This is a genomic window from Clostridium sp. CM039, from assembly GCF_055081075.1.
Window position 1 is genome coordinate 2,500,856 of the sequence record NZ_CM143649.1, and the last position, 21,144, is coordinate 2,521,999.

Consider the following 21,144-nt stretch of genomic DNA (forward strand, 5'->3'; position numbering starts at 1 on the left):
CTCTCTTGTATAACATTTTTAATAAAAACCCACTATGGATTAATCCACTCCTTTTAATATCAGTGTTATTACTTCTACATTTTCTTTGAGACTCTTCCCATCTATCAGCATATCCGAATGTCTACCAAATCCATCATACATTTTAAAAGATTGGGTAGTTAATTCTCCCCATTTCTTTTTCAAATTAAAGGTTTCCTGATCTACTTCCTCTGTACTTAATATCTGATGAATATTTGTATTTATTTTGTCCCTACTAACAAACTTATTCGAATATATCAAATAAGTTCTAACTTTTCTTTCCATTGATTGCCCAACATATTGCCACATTAGTGGATTTGTTTCAAATATAAATGATTTGATATTTTTCATAATTTCTTCTACTTCTTTATCATCCTCGTCTCCGTTGTCTTTATCTGTTTTTTGTTTTACAACACAATCAATCAATATAATGTCGGATACAACATAGCCTTCCTTATTCATCATTTTTGCCACTTCAATTGCGAGTTTCCCTCCTGCTGAATATCCCATTAAAACATAAGGCCCTTTTTTCTGCACATTGGTTATTAGTTTTACATATTCATTAATTCTATTTTCATTTTCAATGAAATCAAAACCATATACGGTATAAGAATTTATTAAATTTGACAATTCCTTAAAGGAAATACCTAAACCACTTATAGGTGGAAATGCAAATAGGTTCTTTTCTTTTTTATCATTTAATCTGGTTATACTTTCTAATCCTTTGTTAAAGTCCGAGTTAAATATTTTTTTTAAAAATTCTTTTATTGTTGGCTTGCTAATTACCTCTATTAACGGTACTTTTATATTTAGTTCTTTTTTTATCTTTCCCGCAATAATAATAGCTCTTAATGAATTCCCTCCAAGCTCAAAAAAAATATCATTTATTCCTACTTTCTCCTTCTCTAATACACATTCCCATATTTCTACTAATTTTTCTTCTATTTCATTTCTTGGTGCTTCATATTCTGTTTCTATAGCTATACTTCCATCTAGTTCTTTCAAAGCCTTTCTATCTATCTTTCCATTTCCTGTTAATGGCATCTTCTCAAGCTGAACGAAGTGTGATGGTATCATATAGTTTGGCAGCTTCTTTCCTAGATACTCTCTTAATTCCCCTACTGTCATTTCATTTTCTGCTACTATATATGCACACAAATACTTAACTCCATTACTATCTTCTCGGTCAATAACTATAGCTTCCTTTACTCCTTCATGATTTAATAGCTGGCTTTCTATTTCTCCAAGTTCTATTCTAAAGCCCCTTATTTTTACTTGATGGTCTATTCTTCCTATGAATTCTATATTTCCATCTGGTAGCCATCTTGCTAGATCTCCTGTCTTGTACATTCTTTCTCTTAGCTCATATGGGTTTGGTATAAACTTCTCTTCTGTTAATTCTGGCCTATTTAAATACCCTCTTGCTAATCCATCTCCTCCAACACATAATTCTCCAACAATTCCTATAGGCACTATATTATTATTATCATCAACTATCAATACTGAAGAATTATTTATTGGTCTTCCTATAGGGATATTTCGTTCATATTCCTTATCAATTTTAAAGCAAACTGAAAATGTTGTATTTTCAGTAGGACCATAGCCATTAATTATTTGTATGTTCTTATATTTTTTTAATATAGTATTTATATGTTTTGGTGATAATATATCTCCACCAACTAAAAGAGTTCTAAGATTTTTAAATATTTCTGGTTTTTGGTCTACTAACTGATTGAATAATGACGATGTAAGCCACAGTATAGTAATTCCACATGTACTTAAAGAATCTCCAAGCTTTTGTGGATCTAAAATCAAATCCTTATTTACAACATGTAAGCATATACCATTTAATAGAGTCCCCCAAATTTCAAATGTTGTGGCATCAAATACAATATCAGCCGTTTGAAGTATTTTGTCATTTTCTTTAAAACTAACATAATTCGTGTTTTTTACTAACCTTATAACACTTCTATGTTCAATCATAACACCTTTCGGTCTGCCTGTTGTTCCTGATGTATAGATTACATATGCAAGATCATTTGGTTTATTTACATTCTCTAAGTTACTTCCATCTCTTACATATAAATCTTCTCTGTCTATTTCGATTATGTTTACTCTAAACTTAATCTTACCTACTAGCTGTTTTTGTGTTAACAGAATATCTGCACTGCTGTCTCCTAGCATATAATTTATTCTTTCCTCTGGATATTCTGGATCTATGGGCAGATAAGCTCCTCCCGCCTTTAATATTCCCATTATTCCTACTATCATTTCTAATGAGCGCTCTACCATTATTCCAACTATACTGTCTGGTTTTACTCCCTTTTTCCTTAGGGTTCTTGCTAGTCTATTTGATTTATCATTAAGCTCTCTATAAGTCAGTCTCTCTTCCTCATATGCCACCGCTATATTATCTGGTGTTCTTTCTATTTGCTCCTCAAATAGCTCATGTATAGTCTTATCCCTTGGGTAATCTGCATGGGTATCATTAAATTCATATATCAATTTATGTTTTTCTTCTTGTGGTATTATATCTATTTCTTTTACTTTGATATCTATATTGGATATCACTTGCTTTATTACTTCTTTCAAGTGATTTTCTATTCCTTTTATAAAACCGGTCTCATAAACTAAAGTATTATAATCTAACTTTACAATTAGTTCCCGTCCTATTCCTACTATAATATTGAAATCATAATTAGTCTGTTCAAAGTCTTCTACCTTTTCTATTGCAAATCCAATATCCTTACCACCATTTCCCCTCTGTTGGACAGGTGTATTTTGGAAAGCTATTATATGATTCATCAGATTTTGTTTTAATTGGGAACTAGATTGAATCTCTGACAGTGCAAAATAACTATATTTTTCTGATTCAATTGCAGCACTTTGAACTTTCTTCATTAACTCTGAAAAGGTTGTTTCTTTATCACACTTTATCCTAACAGGAATTGTATTTATAAATAATCCTACCATAGTTTCTATTCCAATTACTTCAGATGTTCTTCCTGATACCACTGCTCCAAATATAACATCATCCACATTATTGTATCTTTGTAATACTATGCCCCACAAAGTTTGAAAAACTGTATTTAATGTTACATTATGGTTATTGGCTATATTTATTAGTTTTTTTGTTACTGTTTCATCAATGATAAAATTTACTTCTTCTTGCTTATATTCTTTCCCTATTTGTGTATTACTTTTCGGTAAAGTAGCTTGTTGTTCATACTCTTCAATATATCTCTTCCAGTATGTTGATGCCACTTCCCTATCCTGTTTATTTAACCATTTAATATAATTGCTGTATGGATATATATCTTTTTCTGTCAATGTGATTTCATATTTCAATGATTGGTAAATTTCTAAAAACTCTTTCACAATAATACTATTACACCAACCATCAATAATGATATGATGAAAACTCCAAATAATTTTATAATGTTCCCTATCAAATTTCAGAATAGATGCTCGAATTAAAATATCTTTTTTTAAGTTAAAGCCTTTCTTTTTATCCTCGTTTACAAAAGCTTTTATTTGTTCTTCTTTTTTATCCTCATCTATATTTGATATATCTTTATAAATTATACCTGCCGTCTTTTTCTTAAATACGATTTGTATTGGTTTCTTCACTTTCTCATGAACAAAATTGGTTCTTAATATATCGTACCTTTCAATTAACACATTAAAGGCTTTTTCAAATATTTCTAAATTTATTTCTCCCTTTACCTCTATATTGCTTTGTACAAAATATGCCTTTGATTCTTCATCAACTAATGAGTGAAATAAAATCCCTTCCTGCATAGGTGACAGGGTATATATATCTTTAATCTCTGATTTTTTACCCATCAATATTCCTCCTTTTATTAAGACTTTTTAAAATTACAACTTACCCGAGTTGTAAAGTCAAATCCACGTGCGTAAATCAAATCCTTGCTTTACGCCTATGGAAGTTTAACACTTCTGGCTTTAAAATTTAAATTCTTTCTAATCTAAATTGCTAATTTCACTGATAGCATCCTCAAATTCTTCTAATGTGAATTCATTGTAACTGAAATCCGATGGAGTAACTTCTATTTCTTCTTTGCTTGTACAATGTTCAATTATAGTTATTAAACTTTCCTTATAGTATTCCGCTAATTTTGCTATAGTTTTTCCATCATATTCTTCTTTACTATATTCAAAGGTTATATTAAGACTTCCATTTGCAACCAACCCTGTAATTTCAAGAGCATATATTCTCTCACAATTATTGCTTATTGCTTTTCCTGTAGATATATTTGACATTTTGAATACTTCTAATGACACATCCTGGTCAAATTGTCCTAAGTAGTTAAAACAAATTTCCGGTTTAAGTTTAAAATCTATATCTTTCTTTAATTCCTTTTCCGTCAGATATCTTAACATTTGATAGTTAAAACCTTTATTTGGGATATGTCGTAGGTCTTCCTTAACCGTTTTTATATTATAGGACAAATCATGCTCTTTTTTCATATCAATAATTACAGGATATTGAACTGTAAACCATCCTATTGTTCTGGTTATATCTAACTGTTCAAAAAGTTCCTCTCTTCCATGCCCTTCTAAATTTATTAATATTTTATCTTGATCCGTCCACTTTTTAATTGCCAATCCTAATGCAGTAATTAAAAGATCATTGATTTTTGTATTGTATACTTTATTACTTTTCTTAAGTAATAACGCTGTCTGATCTTTTGAAAAAGTTATTGTTTTATTTTTAATGTTTTTTGTTATTCTTCTGTCTACCACATGATCCTTAGGAATAGGCTTTATGTGAACAGCTTCAATTTGATTCCAATATTCCAACTCATTTAGCACATCTTTACTTTCTACATGCTCTTTTAATGTTTTTGCCCATTGTCTATAAGATGTTGTTTTTTCTTGGAATACTATCTCCTCATTTTTCACAGTCTGGCTATATCCCTGTGTAAAATCTTCAAATAGTATTCTCCAAGATACTCCGTCAATTACCAAGTGATGTATTACCATGAGCAAATGATCGCCTTCGCTTGTTTTTAATAAAGCTAACCTCATAAGTGGTCCACAATTTAAATCTATGCTGCTTTGTATTCTAGTACATATTTTTGTTATTTTCTCCTTGTAGTCTTCCATATTTCTAAAATCAAAGACCTCTAAGCTATATGCATCTTCATTTATTCCCTTGTTAAATTGAACTATAGAGTTTGTTTCTATTTTATAGCCCATTCTAAGAGCATCATGATGTAAAGTTATCTTATCAAATACTTTTCTTATAACTTCTTCCGCAAATCCTGATTGGTTATATAACATCATTGTTTGATTGAAGTGGTGCATATCTGTAAAGTTTTGTTCGAAAAACCAGCTTTGAATTGGTGTTAGTTCTACCTCTCCTTCTACAAGTCCTTGATCAATTATAATGTTAGAAGCTCTTACATATTTGCTTATGCTTTCTATTACAGGTTCTTTAAATAAATCCTTCATTTCAAATGTATATCCATATTTCTTAATTCTTGCAATAATTTGAATCGCTTTTATAGAATCTCCTCCAAGGTTGAAGAAATTATCTTTTATACCTACTCTCTCTACACCTAAAACTTCTTTCCATACAATTGCTAATTTTTCTTCTATTTCGCTTCTTGGTGCTTCATATTCATTTCCTGTTACTATATTTCCATCCGGTTGAGGAAGTGATTTTCTGTCTATTTTACCACTAGTTGTTAAAGGCATTTTTTCTACTCTAACAAAGTAAGATGGAATCATATATTCCTGTAATTCTCTTGATAAATATGCTCTTAATTCAGCCACAGATATTTCTTTATCGGAAACATAATATGCACAAAGATATTTATTTCCATCTTCATACTTCCTATCTATAACCACTGTTTCTTTAACAATTTGTTCCATCGAGCCATTTACATATCCTATTTTATTAAGTATTTCTTGTATTTTTTCTAAATTGAATTCTGTTTTTAATTCTTCGATAATATCCTCCTTACTTGCTTGTCCTATACGATAATCCCAAGCTAGAGGTGCTGCATAGTTGTGGTATCCTTTATCCCTTAAATGGATGTAAATACCCACATCATTAATAACACAATTGGTAGAACAGAAACCTGTATCTCCTGGTAAACTCCAAAATACATCCTTTTCTTTTAAATATTCTTTTATCTCTCTTGCAGATTTATCTTCATATCTATAAAAATCAATAAATTGTATATTGTTAAAAATCTCTTCATTCTTCAAATCAATATTTAATAATTGTGAAGTTTTATCCGCTGCATAGTGGTACATCTTTCTAAAAAGTAAAAGTTTTTCTTCTATTTCTGTCACATCGCATATGCCTTGCTCATATAGACCATGTAACTTTGTATCAAATATTTGTCCTCTAGATAATCCGGTAAAAACAATATTAATTCCTTTTTCCTCAGCTATTTTAGTACTAATAGCCGTAAGTGCTTTAAAACATCCTGTGCATACAGTACAATCTGATTTTAAGCTTTCTACAAATATTTGATCCATAGTTTCTATTTTGCAAACGATATTGCCTACATTAAGTTCTGATGTAACTCTTTTTATATTTTTAAACGCAGTAGCTGAAATAAATCCGTTATCAAAAGTAAAGGTAAGCACCTTTAGACCCATTTCTACCAATCTATATAATACATAAGAACTATCTTTACCACCGCTATAAAGAAGTAAACAGTCATATTCTGATGTTTTACTTTTTCGAGCGTGGTCAATAATTTTATTTAATTCATCACCATCTTTAAAATATTCCTTTGCGTTATCTTTATATCTATCAAAAGCATCACAAATACTGCATACGCCTTCCTCATTAAAATGTATATTGGGATAATTAGAAGGAAGCAAACAACTTTTACAATAAGTAATTGAAGTTTTAGCTGTATTTAAATTTATATTGTAATTTAATAGTTTACTTTCTATTTCCCCTAACTCTATTCTAAATCCCCTGATTTTCACTTGATAATCGATTCTTCCTAAAAATTCTATATTACCATCCGGTAACCATTTTGCTAAGTCTCCTGTTTTATACATTTTCTGATTTTTTACAAAAGGATTAATTAAAAATCCTTCTTCCGTTAATTCTAGTTGGTTTAAATACCCCCTACCTACACCATCACCGGCAATATATAGCTCCCCTATTACGCCTTCTGCAGCAATTAATCCATCTTTATTCAATATATAAATGGTTTCATTTGCCATAGGCTTACCAATTGGAATTGTATGAAGGTCTTTTATTTTGTTATTATCTATTTCATACGCTATTGAGTCTACGCAGCATTCTGTAGGACCATATATATTTATTATGCGGGTAGTATCACATTGAAACTTTTCATAAAACTCACTCACTACTTTTGATAATAGTACATCTCCACCAATAATGAACTCTTTTACTCTCATTTCTATCTTTTCATCACTCACAGTTGCAAGCATATTTAAATGTATTGGTGTTCCATCTGAAATATCAATTAAATGTTCATTGTAATAGCTTAACAATGCATTTCCATCTCTTCTCACCTCTTCAGGAACTATAAATAATTTATGACCGAGCAATAGAGATGGGAATATTTGCTGAACAGATGCATCAAATATGTATGGTGCAACCAAAGCAATTTTTAATGCAGTATTGTACTTTCCATAAACAACTTTAGATAAAGAAAATACAAGATTTACCACATTTTTATGTTCAATTAAAACGCCTTTAGGTTTTCCTGTTGAGCCCGATGTGTAAATCACATAGGCAAGGTCATTTGCTTTATTTATATTTTCTAAATTTTCCTTACTGCTTTTGTATAATTTTTCATCTTCCAGATTTAATATACTTGCTTCATAGTTAACTTTTCTCTTGCAGCTATCTTTCGTCAATAATATCTTTGTGCCGCTATCTTTTAACATATATCTAATTCTGTCTTCCGGATAATCAGGATCTATTGGTAAGTACGCTCCCCCTGCTTTTAAAATCCCCATTATACCTATTATCATTTCTAATGAGCGACCTACCATGATTCCAACTATGTTATCAGCACCTATCCCTTTAGCTCTTAACTCCCTTGCTATTTGATTTGATTTTTCATTTAATTCTCGATATGTTATTTTTTCACCTTCAAATACTACTGCTGTATTATCTGGCGTTATTTCTACCTGTTCTTCAAATAATTCATGTAGGGTTCTATATTTAGGATATTCTACATAATTGTTATTAAATTGGGATAGAATCTTATTCTTTTCCTGCTCTGAAATAATATCTATTTCACTTATCTTGCTGTTTCTGTTTTTCCCCACTAAGTTAAGTATAGTTTTAAAGTGTTCTATCATCCTTTCTATTGTTTCTCTCTTATACAAATTAGTAGAATACTCTAAATTTATAAACAGATCTTCATCTGATTGACTTATAAAAAAAGTTAAATCGAATTTAGCAATCTTACGGTGTTGATTATATTCTTTAAAGGTTAATTCTCTAAGTTTATTATTAGATTGATCCATGTTTTGCATTGCAACCATAACATCAAACAATGGATTTCTACTTACATCTCTCTGCAAATCTAACTTATCTACCAATTCTTCAAATTGATAATCCTGGTTTTCGTATGCGCTTAATACAATCTCCTTTACTTCCATTAAGAATTCTTCATAGGTGTTGCTTCCTTTTGGACGATTTCTTATTGCAAGAGTATTTACAAACATTCCTATCATTTTTTCCAAATCTGCATGTGGTCTTCCTGCTATAGGACTTCCTACTATTATATCTTCCTGTCCACTATACTTTGAAAGTAATATATTTACCCCTGATAAAATAACCATATACATTGTACTTCCTGTTTCTTTTGCAATTATTTTTAAATTTTTGGTCACTTCTCTATCTATTATAAAATTGATGCTATCGCCTTCAAGATTTTGCACTAGTGGTCTTTCATAATCGATAGGCATATTTAGTATCGGTATTTCATCTGAAAATGTATTTATCCAATATTCTTCTTGCACTTTTATTTTGTCTAACTTTAAAAGAGAGTTTTGCCACTCTGAATAGTCTTTATATTGAATTCTAAGTTCTTCTAATTCTTTTCCTTCATATAATGTTACAAATTCATTTCTTAATAACTCCATAGATATTCCATCGGAAATTATGTGATGTATGTCAATCATTAATATGTGCTTCTCTTCTTCTAATTTAATAACTCCCACTCTTAATAAAGGTGCTTTACTTAAATCAAAGAATCTTACAAATTCTTTTACCATCTGCTCTAAATCTCTATCTAATTTTTCTGTATACTCCACTTTGAACTCTACATTTTTGTCGACCTTCTGTATTATTTTTTCTTCTATGCTTTCAAAAGAGGTTCTTAATGTTTCATGTCTTTCTACCAGCTTTATAAATGAATTTTCTACCTTTTTTTTATCAAGCTTTCCTTCTACAATCATTACTAGTGGTGTGTTGTATCCAACACTTTGCAAATCAAACTGCTGTAATATATACATCCTCTTTTGTGCAGAAGATACTTCATAGTATTCTTTTTCTTCTGCTAAGCTTATTTCCATGTATATACTCTTTTCAGTATTTTCTATATATTCACTTATTCCCTTTATGGTAGGTAATTTAAATAATTCATTAATAGGTATTTCTGTATTCAATTCCTTATGGATTTTTGATATAAGGACTGTCGCTTTAAGGGAATGTCCTCCAAGCTCAAAAAAGTCATCATTTATTCCTATTTTTTCTACCCCTAATACAATACTCCATATTTCTGCTAGCTTTTCTTCTATTTCATTTCTTGGTGCCTCATATTCTACTCTTATATTTATATCTTCTTCAGGTTTAGGGAGTGCTTTTCTATTTACCTTCCCATTTGATGTCAGTGGTAACCTTTCAAGTTGTATTAAATACGCTGGTACCATATAATCCGGTAATGTGTTTTTTAATTCTTCTTTAATTTTTGAACTATTTATGTTTATATCTGATACCACATAAGCACATAAATATTTATCCCCATTGCCATCTTCAATATCTATTACCACAGCTGATTTTACATCTTTACATTCCATTAATCTACTTTCTATTTCTCCAAGTTCTAACCTAAATCCCCTTATCTTTACTTGATAATCCTTTCTTCCAAAAAACTCAAGGATTCCATCTGAAAGCCACCTTCCCAAATCTCCTGTTTTATATAATCTTACATCTTTGTCTTCTATAAAAGGATCTTTCATAAAGGACTTCTTAGTTTTTTGTTCATCATTTAAATATCCTCTGCCCACTCCAATTCCAGATACAACAACTTCTCCCTTTACACCTATTGGGCATAGTTTCATTTGTTCATTTACTATGTATATATTAGAATTTTGAATAGGTTTACCAATAGGTATACTACTCAAATTGGGATCTCGTTCCATAATATAATGTGTTATGTCATCTGAAGCCTCTGTTGGTCCATAGGCATTTACCATTTTAACATTGGGATAGATAAAAAACCATTTTTTAACTAATTTTGCTTTTAACTCTTCACCGGTAACAAGTAAATATTCTAAGTCTTCAAATCTTTCTTTTCTTTCTTTTTTTTCTTCCAAATAACTAAGTATTACCTCTAAAAATGAAGGTACTACCTCTAGTATTGTCACCTTATCTTTTATAACTTTGCTTGCAAATTCTTCTGGCTTCATAACGGTATCATTTGAATAAATCACTGTTTTACCACCACAAACTAGTACTGCAAGGAATTGCCATACTGATATATCAAAACAATGGGATGCATTTTGAGCAATTACACTATCTTCTGTTATTTTCAAATCTTTTATCTTAGCATAAAGATGATTTACCATACCAGCCTGCTCTACCATAGCTCCCTTAGGTTTACCTGATGAACCTGACGTATATATTACATAACTAATATCATTAGGTATATTTATAAATTGTACATCTTCCTTAGAACATGCATTTATAGAATCAAAATCACAAATAGAGGCAAAAGCTTTACTATTCTTACATTTAATATCACTTATCTCTTCTGATGTATTCGTTTGTAGATCCTGCCCTTTAGTAAGACCTTCTGCAAATTTAAGAGTTCTAAATAAATCATTATCCCTTTCTACATCCTCAATATTATCAAGGTATATGATATGGCTTATTTCTGTACTGGAAGCAACCTCACAGTAAAACTCATACTTATTTGCCATAACATTGGATTTGGTAATTAAATATTTAGCCTTTGAATCTGATAACATCGTTTTTATCCTGCTAATAGGATAATTTACATCCATAGGTATGTATGCTCCTCCTGCCTTTAGAATTCCAATTATTGAAACAAGCATATCAATTGATCTTTCAAAAAGTACTCCTATTAGCACTTCTCTTTCCACTCCATTTCCCCTTAAAAGCTGCGCAATTTGATTGGACTTCTCATCCAACTCTTTATATGTCAACTTCTGTTCTTTATAAATCACTGCTATATTATTAGGGGTCCTTGCTACCTGTTCTTTAAACAACTCCTGTACTGTTTTATCTCTTGGATATTCTATATTAGTGTTGTTAAATTCATGTAATAGTGTGAATCTTTCTTTCCCTGAAAGTATCTCTATATCTTTTACCAATATTTCTATATTATTTAGTACTTCCCCCAATAAGTTTAAAAAGTGAAATGCAATTCTATTTATTGTATCTTCTTTATATACTATTTCATTGTATTCTATGGTTCCTTCTATATGATCTTCCATTCTTACAAAAGAAAATATGGTATTTACTGTTATGTCTTTGATATAATCTCTATGGTGGATATTTTCCAGAATTATAATTATATCGAAAATCGGAAAAAACTCTCCTCTAAATCCCATTCCTAAATCAAGCAATATTTTGTTGAGGGGATAATTTTGGTGCTCAATGGCTTCTGTTAAAACCTGTCTAAAATTCAGTAATTCTTCTTTAAAGGTGTTGCTATCACTTATTTGATTTTTTAAGGCTATTACTGTATTTATAAATTCCGCTTCTGCATTTTGTTTGTATATTGGAGTTCCAATTATTATATCTTTATTATTGGTATATTTATTTATTAATAAGATCAATGCTGTTGATAATATCATGTGCAACCTCGCATCAGATTTATTGCTCAATATACTTAGTTTTAAAAATAACTCATCACAAATTTTAAACTTTACATACTGCCTTTTATTTTCATATCTATCCGGTTTAGTAAAATCAAAAGGAAAGGAACTGTTTTCCAGTTCCCCAGACAGTTTTTTTAACCAATACTTTTTTTCTTTAATTAATGGATTCACTATAATCGCTGTATCTTGATTAATGTCTTTTGTCATAATATTAAGACCGCCTTCACTCAAAAATTATTATTTCATGTTTTTTAATCTTTTTACTTAAAATCCAAAATCGTCACCGTCATTTATAACAACTCCTGTACCTGCTATGTTTAAATCACTATAAATATTTATCTCATCTAGTTTAATCTGCCTATTATTTACTATTTGTTTTAATATTTCTACATAGCGTTCTCCCATTTTTACAATAGTGTTTCTTTTAAACAACTTAGTACAATACTCTATGTTTATGAGTACTTCTTCTCCTACCTCACTTGCTAAAAAAGTTATGTCAAATTTAGATGTTTTATGTTCTTGATAATAAGGTTTAAAAGTCAATTCCTTCATTGCTATTGCTTCATCTGGTCTATTTTGCATTGCAAACACAACATCAAATAATGGATTCCTACTTACATCTCTTTGTAAATTCACCTTATTTACTAATTCTTCAAATTGATAATCTTGATTTTGATATGCATTTAATGCATTTTCTTTTACTTCCTTTAAAAACTCCTCATAACTCTTGTATCCATTAGGATAATTTCTCATGACAAGAGTGTTTACAAACATCCCTATGATTTTTTCTAAATCTGCATGAGGTCTTCCTGCAATATCACTTCCTATGATTATATCTTCTTGACCACTGTATTTTGAAAGAAGTATATTTACTGTTGATAAAAGAACCATGTACATTGTACATACTGTTTCTTTTGCAATCTCTTTTAACTTTTCCGTTAGTTCTTTATCTAACTTAATATCTATAATTTCTCCCTCAAAGCTTTTTATTATTGGTCTTTCATAATCTGTAGGCATATTTAATACCGATATTTCATCTGAAAATCTATTAATCCAGTATTGTTCTTGCCTTTTCATTTTTTCTGAATTTAAAAGCTTGCTTTGCCATTCGGTGTAGTCCTTATATTGACTTCTAATTTTTTCTAATTTTCTTCCTTCATAAAGACTTATAAATTCATTTGTTAATATTTCCATGGATACTCCATCACATATGATGTGATGAATATCAATCATCAATATATGTTTTTCCTCTTCCAATTTGATAAGACATACTCTTAATAAAGGTGCTTTAGCTAAATTAAAAACTCTTACAAATTGTGTTACTTCTTCTTTTACATCTTTATCTGATTTTTTTATATACTCCAACTTAAAATCTACAACATCATATATCTTCTGTACTATTTCTTCTTCAATAATTTCAAAGGAGGTCCTTAAAACTTCATGTCTTTGTATCAGTTTACAGAATGCATTTCCCACCTTTTCTATATCTAATATTCCTTCTACTACCATAATTTCAGGGATATTATATTCTATACCTTGTAGATTAAACTGTTGTAACATATACATTCTTTTTTGCGCTGAAGATGCTTTATAGTATTCTCTTTCTCCCAACAAGGTTATTGCTTCATATATACTCTTTTCCGACTTTTTTATATATTCGCTTATTCCCTTTATAGTTAAGGATTTGAATATCTCTCTAAAAGGTATTTCTACACCTAAGGTTTTATATATTTGTGAGATAAGAGTTGTTGCTTTAAGAGAATGTCCTCCAAGTTCAAAAAAATTATCATTTATTCCTACTTTTTCCACACCTAATATATTGCACCACATTTGCACTAGATTTCCTTCTATTTCGTTTCTTGGTGCTTGATATCCACTTGCTTTCACTCTATTTCCATCCGGTTCAGGAAGTGATTTTCTATTTATTTTTCCAGTAGAAGTTAAGGGCATTTTTTGCAGTTGTATAAAATAAGACGGTATCATGTACTCCGGCAGATTTTTGGATAAGTGATTTCTTAATTCTCCAATTGTTATTTCTTTATCGCCTATAAAATAAGCACATAAATATTTTTCTCCGTTTTTATCATCTCTATCAACTACAATGGTTTCTTTTATTGATTCATGCTTTAATAGATGGCTTTCTATTTCCCCAAGTTCTATTCTAAACCCCCGAATTTTCACTTGCTTATCTATTCTTCCCAAATATTCTATGTCCCCACTAGATAGTATTCTTGCCAAATCACCGGATCTGTAGATCCTTTCCTCTGGTTTATATGAATTAGATACAAATTTTTGTTCCGTCAATTCCTTTTTATTTATATACCCTCTTCCAACTCCTTCACCACCAACACACAACTCTCCGGGTACTCCTATTGGCAAAAGCCTTAAGTTTTTATCCATTATATAAGTAGTTACTGTAGGTATTGGTTTCCCTATATTACTTACCTTTTCATTTATTTCTTCTTCTCTAATTTCTTTATAAGTAACATGGACTGTTGTTTCTGTTATTCCATACATATTAATTATTTTAGTTTCCGGGTACTTTTTTATCCAATCCCTTAACATTTCAGGTTTTAATGCTTCTCCACCAAATATAACATATCTCAAATTTAACTCTTTTGATTTGCAATTTAATTCTTTATCCATAAGACTATAAAAAGGAGTTGGAATTTGATTTAGGACTGTAACCCTTTGTTCTTTTAAGATTTTCAAATAGCTATCTGTGTCCATTGCTTTATCCCTAGAAATTAGTACTAATTTCCCTCCATAAAGCAGTGCTCCATACATTTCCCAAACAGAGAAATCAAAACAATAAGAATGAAACTTTGTCCATACATCTTTTTCATTAAAATCAAATTGCATTTTTTCATTAAACATTAATCGTACTACATTTTTATGCTCAATCATTACTCCCTTTGGATTACCGGTAGTTCCTGAGGTATATATGATATATGCTAAATCCTTCGGGTCGTTTTTATTCACTAAGTGTTCCTCATTTTCACATACCAATTGATCATATGACTGATCTAACCACACAATTTGCCTATCCTTAATATTATTTTTTATATTTCCCTCTACAAAAGCAATTCCTTGTATGCTTTTTAAAACCTCCACCTCTGGCATCTTCTTTCCATTTTCCATAAATTTTCCGATTATTTCGCCAAAAGTTATTTCCCCTTCTCCCAGGATAACTAAATTTACATTTGTATCCTTTAGTATACTCATATAATCGCTGGTAGCATAAGGCCCCCCAGCTATAATAGGTGCGTCTATTCCCCATTGACGAATCATTGATATTGTCTTATGAAAGAAATCTCTGTAATACGTAAGGGTTCTTATACTTATCACATCTGGTTTAAACTCCTCTATCAGCTCTCTTAATTGGTCATAACTATTAAAATCTGTTCTTGATTTAGCAATTTTACCGTTAATATTACTTCCATACATATGGTTTAAATATGTCAGTAAATACATAAGACCTAATGGTGGTTCAACAACATCATATAACATATCATTATTTTCGCTTTTAAAAAACTGTGATAAGTCTAGCAACAACACTCTCGTACCTTTTTCGTTAGATTCTTTTTTTGGAAAATGATTTTTTAATTTCTTATTCAAATTTGGTACTTTGCTAAAATTATTATCTACAAATTCTATAGTTCCAAGTTCCTCCCTAGAGATACCTGCTAAATCCAGTAAATCAGAAAAGCTATTAATTTCTGTATCTATATAACTGTTGTACTTTTGTATCATTTCCTCTTCAGATAAAACTTGCATTTGATAGGGAAGAACCTTTAGCATACGTTCCTTTGAAAGAAAATAGTCATGTAAAAATTCAGCTTGACATGCCACTGTAAATTCTTTTGAAAAAGGTAAAGTATCAGGTAACTCATGGAATGCTAATTCTACTGAATTTTCTATGGCCTCTTCAGTTATACCGTTGTCTAATGCTATATTAGCCATATCTGTCCCTGGATATATCTTAAGTATGTGAAAATATGGAAAATGTATCCATTTTATGCTTTTTATAAAATCCAACGTCATTTTAGCCTCTTCTTCTGTTTCAGTTGGAAAACCATGCATGGAAAATAATTCAAGTATAATTTGAGGATACTTTCCAGTAATATATTCAATATTTTCCTTTAACTTGTTAAGATTTATGTTTTTCTTAATAACCTTTTGTAATCTAGATGAAGCTGTTTCTAGTGCAATGGCTAAACTTACTACCCCAGCTTCAACCATGAGGTCTATATATTCCTTTGTTAATATATCGCCTCTCATACCATTCGGAAAAAATATTTGAACTTTCATCTTTTTCTCTATTATAAGTTTAAAAATATTACTACTATTCTCCTTATTTAAATTAAATATATCGTCAATGAAAACAAATCGTTTTATTCCCATATCATAATATATTTTCATTTCTTCAATTACATTTTCTGGTGACCGTACGACATGACCTTTGGGCCATATTTTATGACAATAAGCACAGTTATAAGGACATCCTCGAGTAGCCTGAATGGCTATAGAATTTTTTACTGTTGCCTGGCCTATAAAATTATGATACTTTTCATAATTTACTAAAGACCTATCCGGAAAAGAAATATCATCAAATTTATTAATTTGTGGTCTTTTACAAGTAACTGTAGGTACTAAAGAATTATTATTGAATCCTTGAAGCCTAATTATAGAATAGTCCTTTATTGCTTCTCCCACCGTTATAAGAATTGATGCATTACTGTCATTCAGCATTGCTACTACTCTATTTTGAGGATATTCCGGATTAATTGGTAAATATGCGCCTCCTGCCTTTAAAATAGCCAATATACCTACAATCATATCAATGGATTCTCTTAACATTATGCCTACAATGCTATTTGTTTTTACCCCTTTTGTTCTTAAAGCCTTTGCTAACTTATTTGCCTTTTGATTTAACTCTCTATAAGTAATTTCACTACCCTCATAAACTACTGCAATATTATTCGGTGTTTTATTTACTTGTTCTTCAAACAATTGATGTATTGTTTTATCTTTTGGATATGATATATTTGTATCATTTAATTTATACAACAACAAATTCTTCTCTTCTTCTGAAAGCATATCTATTTCACTTAGCTTAATGGTTCTATCCTTCGATATTAATTTTAGTAAATTTTGAAAATGCTCTATCATTCTTTCTATAGTTTCTCTTTTAAATAATTTTGTGCAATATTGTAAATTAATTATAATTTCTTCTTCTAACTCCATTGCTGAAAATGCCATATCAAATTTAGATACATTATGATTTTGCTTATATTCTTTAATCGTTAAATCTCTAATAGCTACAGTTTCAAAGTTAATATTTTGCATTGCAAACATAACATCAAATAATGGATTTCTACTTATATCTCTTTGTAGGTTTAGATTATCTACCAATTCTTCAAATTGATAATCTTGATTCTCATATGCTTTTAATGCATTTTCTTTTACTTCTTTTAAAAATTGTTCATAGTTCTTATTTCCTTCTGGGTAGTTTCTCATTGCAAGAGTATTTATAAACATCCCTATAACTTTTTCTAAATCAGCATGATACCTACCTGCAATAGGACTTCCTATTATTATATCTTCCTGCCCGCTATATTTAGAAACTAGTATGTTTATTGCTGACAAAAGAACCATATAAATGGTACTGCCTGTTTCCTTTGCAATATTTTTTATTTCTTTTGTTATTTCTTTATTTAATTTAAAATTTATGCTATCCCCTTCAAGATTTTGCACTAATGGTCTTACAAAATCTGTATGTATATTTAATACAGGTAATTCATCTGAAAATCTATTGATCCAATATTCCTCCTTCGCTTTCATCTCTTCTGATTTTAAGCGCTTATTCTGCCATTCTGAATAATCCTTGTATTGAATTCTGAGTTTTTCTAATTCCTTGCCTTCATAAAGATTCACAAATTCATTTGTTAATATTGCTATAGCCACACCATCTGAAATACTGTGGTGCATATCAAGCATTAAAATGTATTTTTCTTCTTGTAATCTTATAACTCCTACTCTTAACAAAGGTGCTTTACTTAAATCAAATGGTCTTACAAATTTTTGCACTTCTTCATCTGCATCTTTATCCAATATTTCTATATACTCTACTTTAAACTTTATATCCTTATTCACTCTTTGTATTATTTTTTCTCCTTTACATTCAAAGGACGTTCTTAAAGTTTCGTGTCTTTGCACCAATTTATTAAATACATTCTCTACCCTTTCTTTATCCAGTTTTCCTTCCACTAACATTATTCCTGGTGTATTGTATCCTATGCTTTCCAAATCAAACTGTTGTAACATATACATTCTCTTCTGCGCTGAAGAAGCTTCATAATATTCCTTTTCTTCTACCAGTCCTATTTCCTCATGGATATTATTTTCTGTTTTTCCAATATAATCACTTATTCCCTTTATAGTTGGATATTCAAATAACTCCTTTATAGGTATTGCCTTATTTAAAGCCTTATGTATTCTTGATACAACCACAGTAGCTTTAAGAGAATGTCCTCCTAATTCAAAGAAATTGTCGTTTATCCCTATTTTTTTTACATTTAACACACTGCTCCATATTTCTGTCAATTTTTCTTCTGTTTCGTTTCTTGGTGCTTCATACTCTACTCCAGTTACCATATTTCCATCCGGCTCCGGAAGCAATTTTCTGTTTATTTTCCCATTAGATGTTAAAGGCATTTTTTCTAGTTGCACAAAATAAGAAGGTATCATATATTCCGGTAAATTTTCAGATAAATGTTCTCTTAATTCTCCAACTGTTATTTCTTTATCCGCTACTATATAAGCACACAAATATTTATTTCCGTTCTCTTCTTCTCTATCTATTACAGTTACTTCTTTTATCGATTCATATTTTAATAGTTGACTTTCTATTTCTCCAAGCTCTATTCTAAATCCACGTATTTTTACTTGATGGTCTATTCTACCCAAGTATTCTATATCTCCATTTGGCAATACTCTAGCTAAATCACCAGATTTGTAAATTCTTTCTTTTGGCTTATATGGGTTATATACAAATTTTTGTTCCGTTAATTCCTTTCTATTTAAATATCCTCTTCCAACTCCATCGCCACCAACACATAATTCACCAGGTACTCCCACAGGTAAAAGTTTTAAATTCTTATCCATTATATATGTTGTTACTGTAGGAATAGGTCTACCTATATTACTTATCTTCTGATTTATTTCTTCTTCTCTAATTTCTTTATAAGTAACATGAACCGTTGTTTCTGTTATTCCATACATATTAATCAATTTTGTTTCCGGATATTTTTCTATCCATTTCCTTAACGTTTCAGGCTTTAATGCTTCTCCACCAAATATTATATATCTGAAATTCAATTCTCTTGTATTGCAATTTAATTCTTTATTCATAAGGCTATAGAAAGGTGTTGGGATTTGATTTAACACTGTAACTTTTTGTTTCTTTAAGATTTTCAAATAATTTTCTGTATCCATTGCTTTATTCTTAGGGATTAAAACCAATTTTCCTCCATAAAGTAGTGCTCCATACATTTCCCAAACAGAAAAGTCAAAACAATAGGAATGAAACATTGTCCATACATCTTTTTCATTAAAATCAAATTGCATTTTATCATTAAACATTAATCGTACTACATTCTTATGTTCAATCATTACTCCCTTGGGATTACCTGTAGTTCCGGAAGTGTATATAATATATGCTAAATTTTCTGGTACATTTACTTTTTCTAAATCCTCATAATCTTGGAGATTTATTCTTTCTTCTTCTAAATCTATTATTTCCCCATTAAAAGAAATTTGAAGTAATAAATTACTTTTTGTCAAAAGTAGTTTTGTTTTACTATCCTGTAGAGTATAGTTTATTCTATCCTCTGGATATTCCGGATCTATTGGTAAATATGCTCCTCCAGCCTTAAGTATACCCATTACTCCAACTATCATCTCCAGGGAAGGTTCTACCATCATCGCTACTACACTATCCGGTTTTACTCCTTTGCCTCTTAAAACCTTTGCTAACTTATTTGACTTTTCATTTAACTCTTTATAAGTTAATTTTTTATCTTCAAATACTACTGCTATATGATTGGGGGTCTTTTTTACCTGTTCTTCAAAAATCCCATGTATTGTTTTATCTTTTGGATAGCTGGCATTCGCATCATTTAAATCGTATAATAGCTGTACCTTTTCCTCTTTTGATAACATTTCTATATCAGATATTTTGATATTTATATTATTGATAATTTCTTCTAACAAAACTATCATATGTTGGTAAACTTTCTTTATATAGACTTCGTTATATAATACAGAATCATATTCAATACTAACCTCAATTTCATTTTCTGTTCGCTCAAATAAAAATTTAATCGTACACTTTAGATTATTAATGTATTTCGTTTCATGTATATTTTTTAGTACGATTCCAACATCAGTTAAAGGATCTTCTTCATTCGAATAAAATAATCCCATAGAATTGTATAATTGAGAAATGGGATAATCTTGATTGTCCATTGCTCCATATAACATTTCTTTAATTTGCATTAGCAATTCCTTAAAAGTCGAATTTTCTTCAAATTCGCCTTTTAACGGCAATGTAGTATTAATATGTTCGTTATTATCGGTTTGCTTAAAAATTGGTGCTTCAACAACAATATCATTATTGGATGAATACTTGTATAGTTCTATCATTAGCCCGCTTAATAAAATCATGAATAATCTTTGATCTGAATTACCACTCAGCTTTATAAGTTTTAAGCTTGTTTCACATGGAACCGTAAATTTAAGAGTATTCTTTCCACATGCATTTTCAATTTCCTTATAATTGCTACTGAGAAAACTAGTTTTAGTAAATTCACCAGATAGTTTCCGTAACCAGTATTCCCTTTCCTTTTCCATCATATTGCTTACAAGCAGTACATCTCTACTTACTATTTCTTTCATATCACATTACCTTCTTCCCATAGTTTCATTAAATATAAAATCTTTATCCGAAAATTTATA

At 30.0% G+C, this 21,144-nt stretch carries 3 protein-coding genes; all 3 read right to left on the reverse strand.

Going from position 1 to position 21,144, the window contains the following annotated elements:
- Window positions 1–39: 39 nt before the first annotated feature.
- A complete protein-coding gene (locus ACWJJ2_RS11745; protein ID WP_462953305.1) occupies window positions 40–3,864 on the reverse strand; it encodes a non-ribosomal peptide synthetase in 3,825 nt (1,274 codons plus the stop codon).
- 138 nt (window positions 3,865–4,002) lie between these two features.
- Window positions 4,003–12,333: an amino acid adenylation domain-containing protein gene (locus ACWJJ2_RS11750; protein WP_462953306.1), complete on the reverse strand. Its 8,331-nt coding sequence runs from the start codon at window positions 12,331–12,333 to the stop codon at window positions 4,003–4,005.
- 57 nt (window positions 12,334–12,390) lie between these two features.
- On the reverse strand, window positions 12,391–21,084 hold the full coding sequence (locus tag ACWJJ2_RS11755; protein ID WP_462953307.1) for an amino acid adenylation domain-containing protein: 8,694 nt from the start codon (window positions 21,082–21,084) through the stop codon (window positions 12,391–12,393).
- Between the last annotated feature and the right edge of the window lie 60 nt (window positions 21,085–21,144).

What these genes read in the sequence shown, in the direction of transcription:
- ACWJJ2_RS11745 (WP_462953305.1), bottom strand. Translation starts at nt 3,864, where the DNA reads ATGGGTAAAAAATCAGAGATTAAAGATATATATACCCTGTCACCTATG.
- ACWJJ2_RS11750 (WP_462953306.1), bottom strand. Translation starts at nt 12,333, where the DNA reads ATGACAAAAGACATTAATCAAGATACAGCGATTATAGTGAATCCATTA.
- ACWJJ2_RS11755 (WP_462953307.1), bottom strand. Translation starts at nt 21,084, where the DNA reads ATGAAAGAAATAGTAAGTAGAGATGTACTGCTTGTAAGCAATATGATG.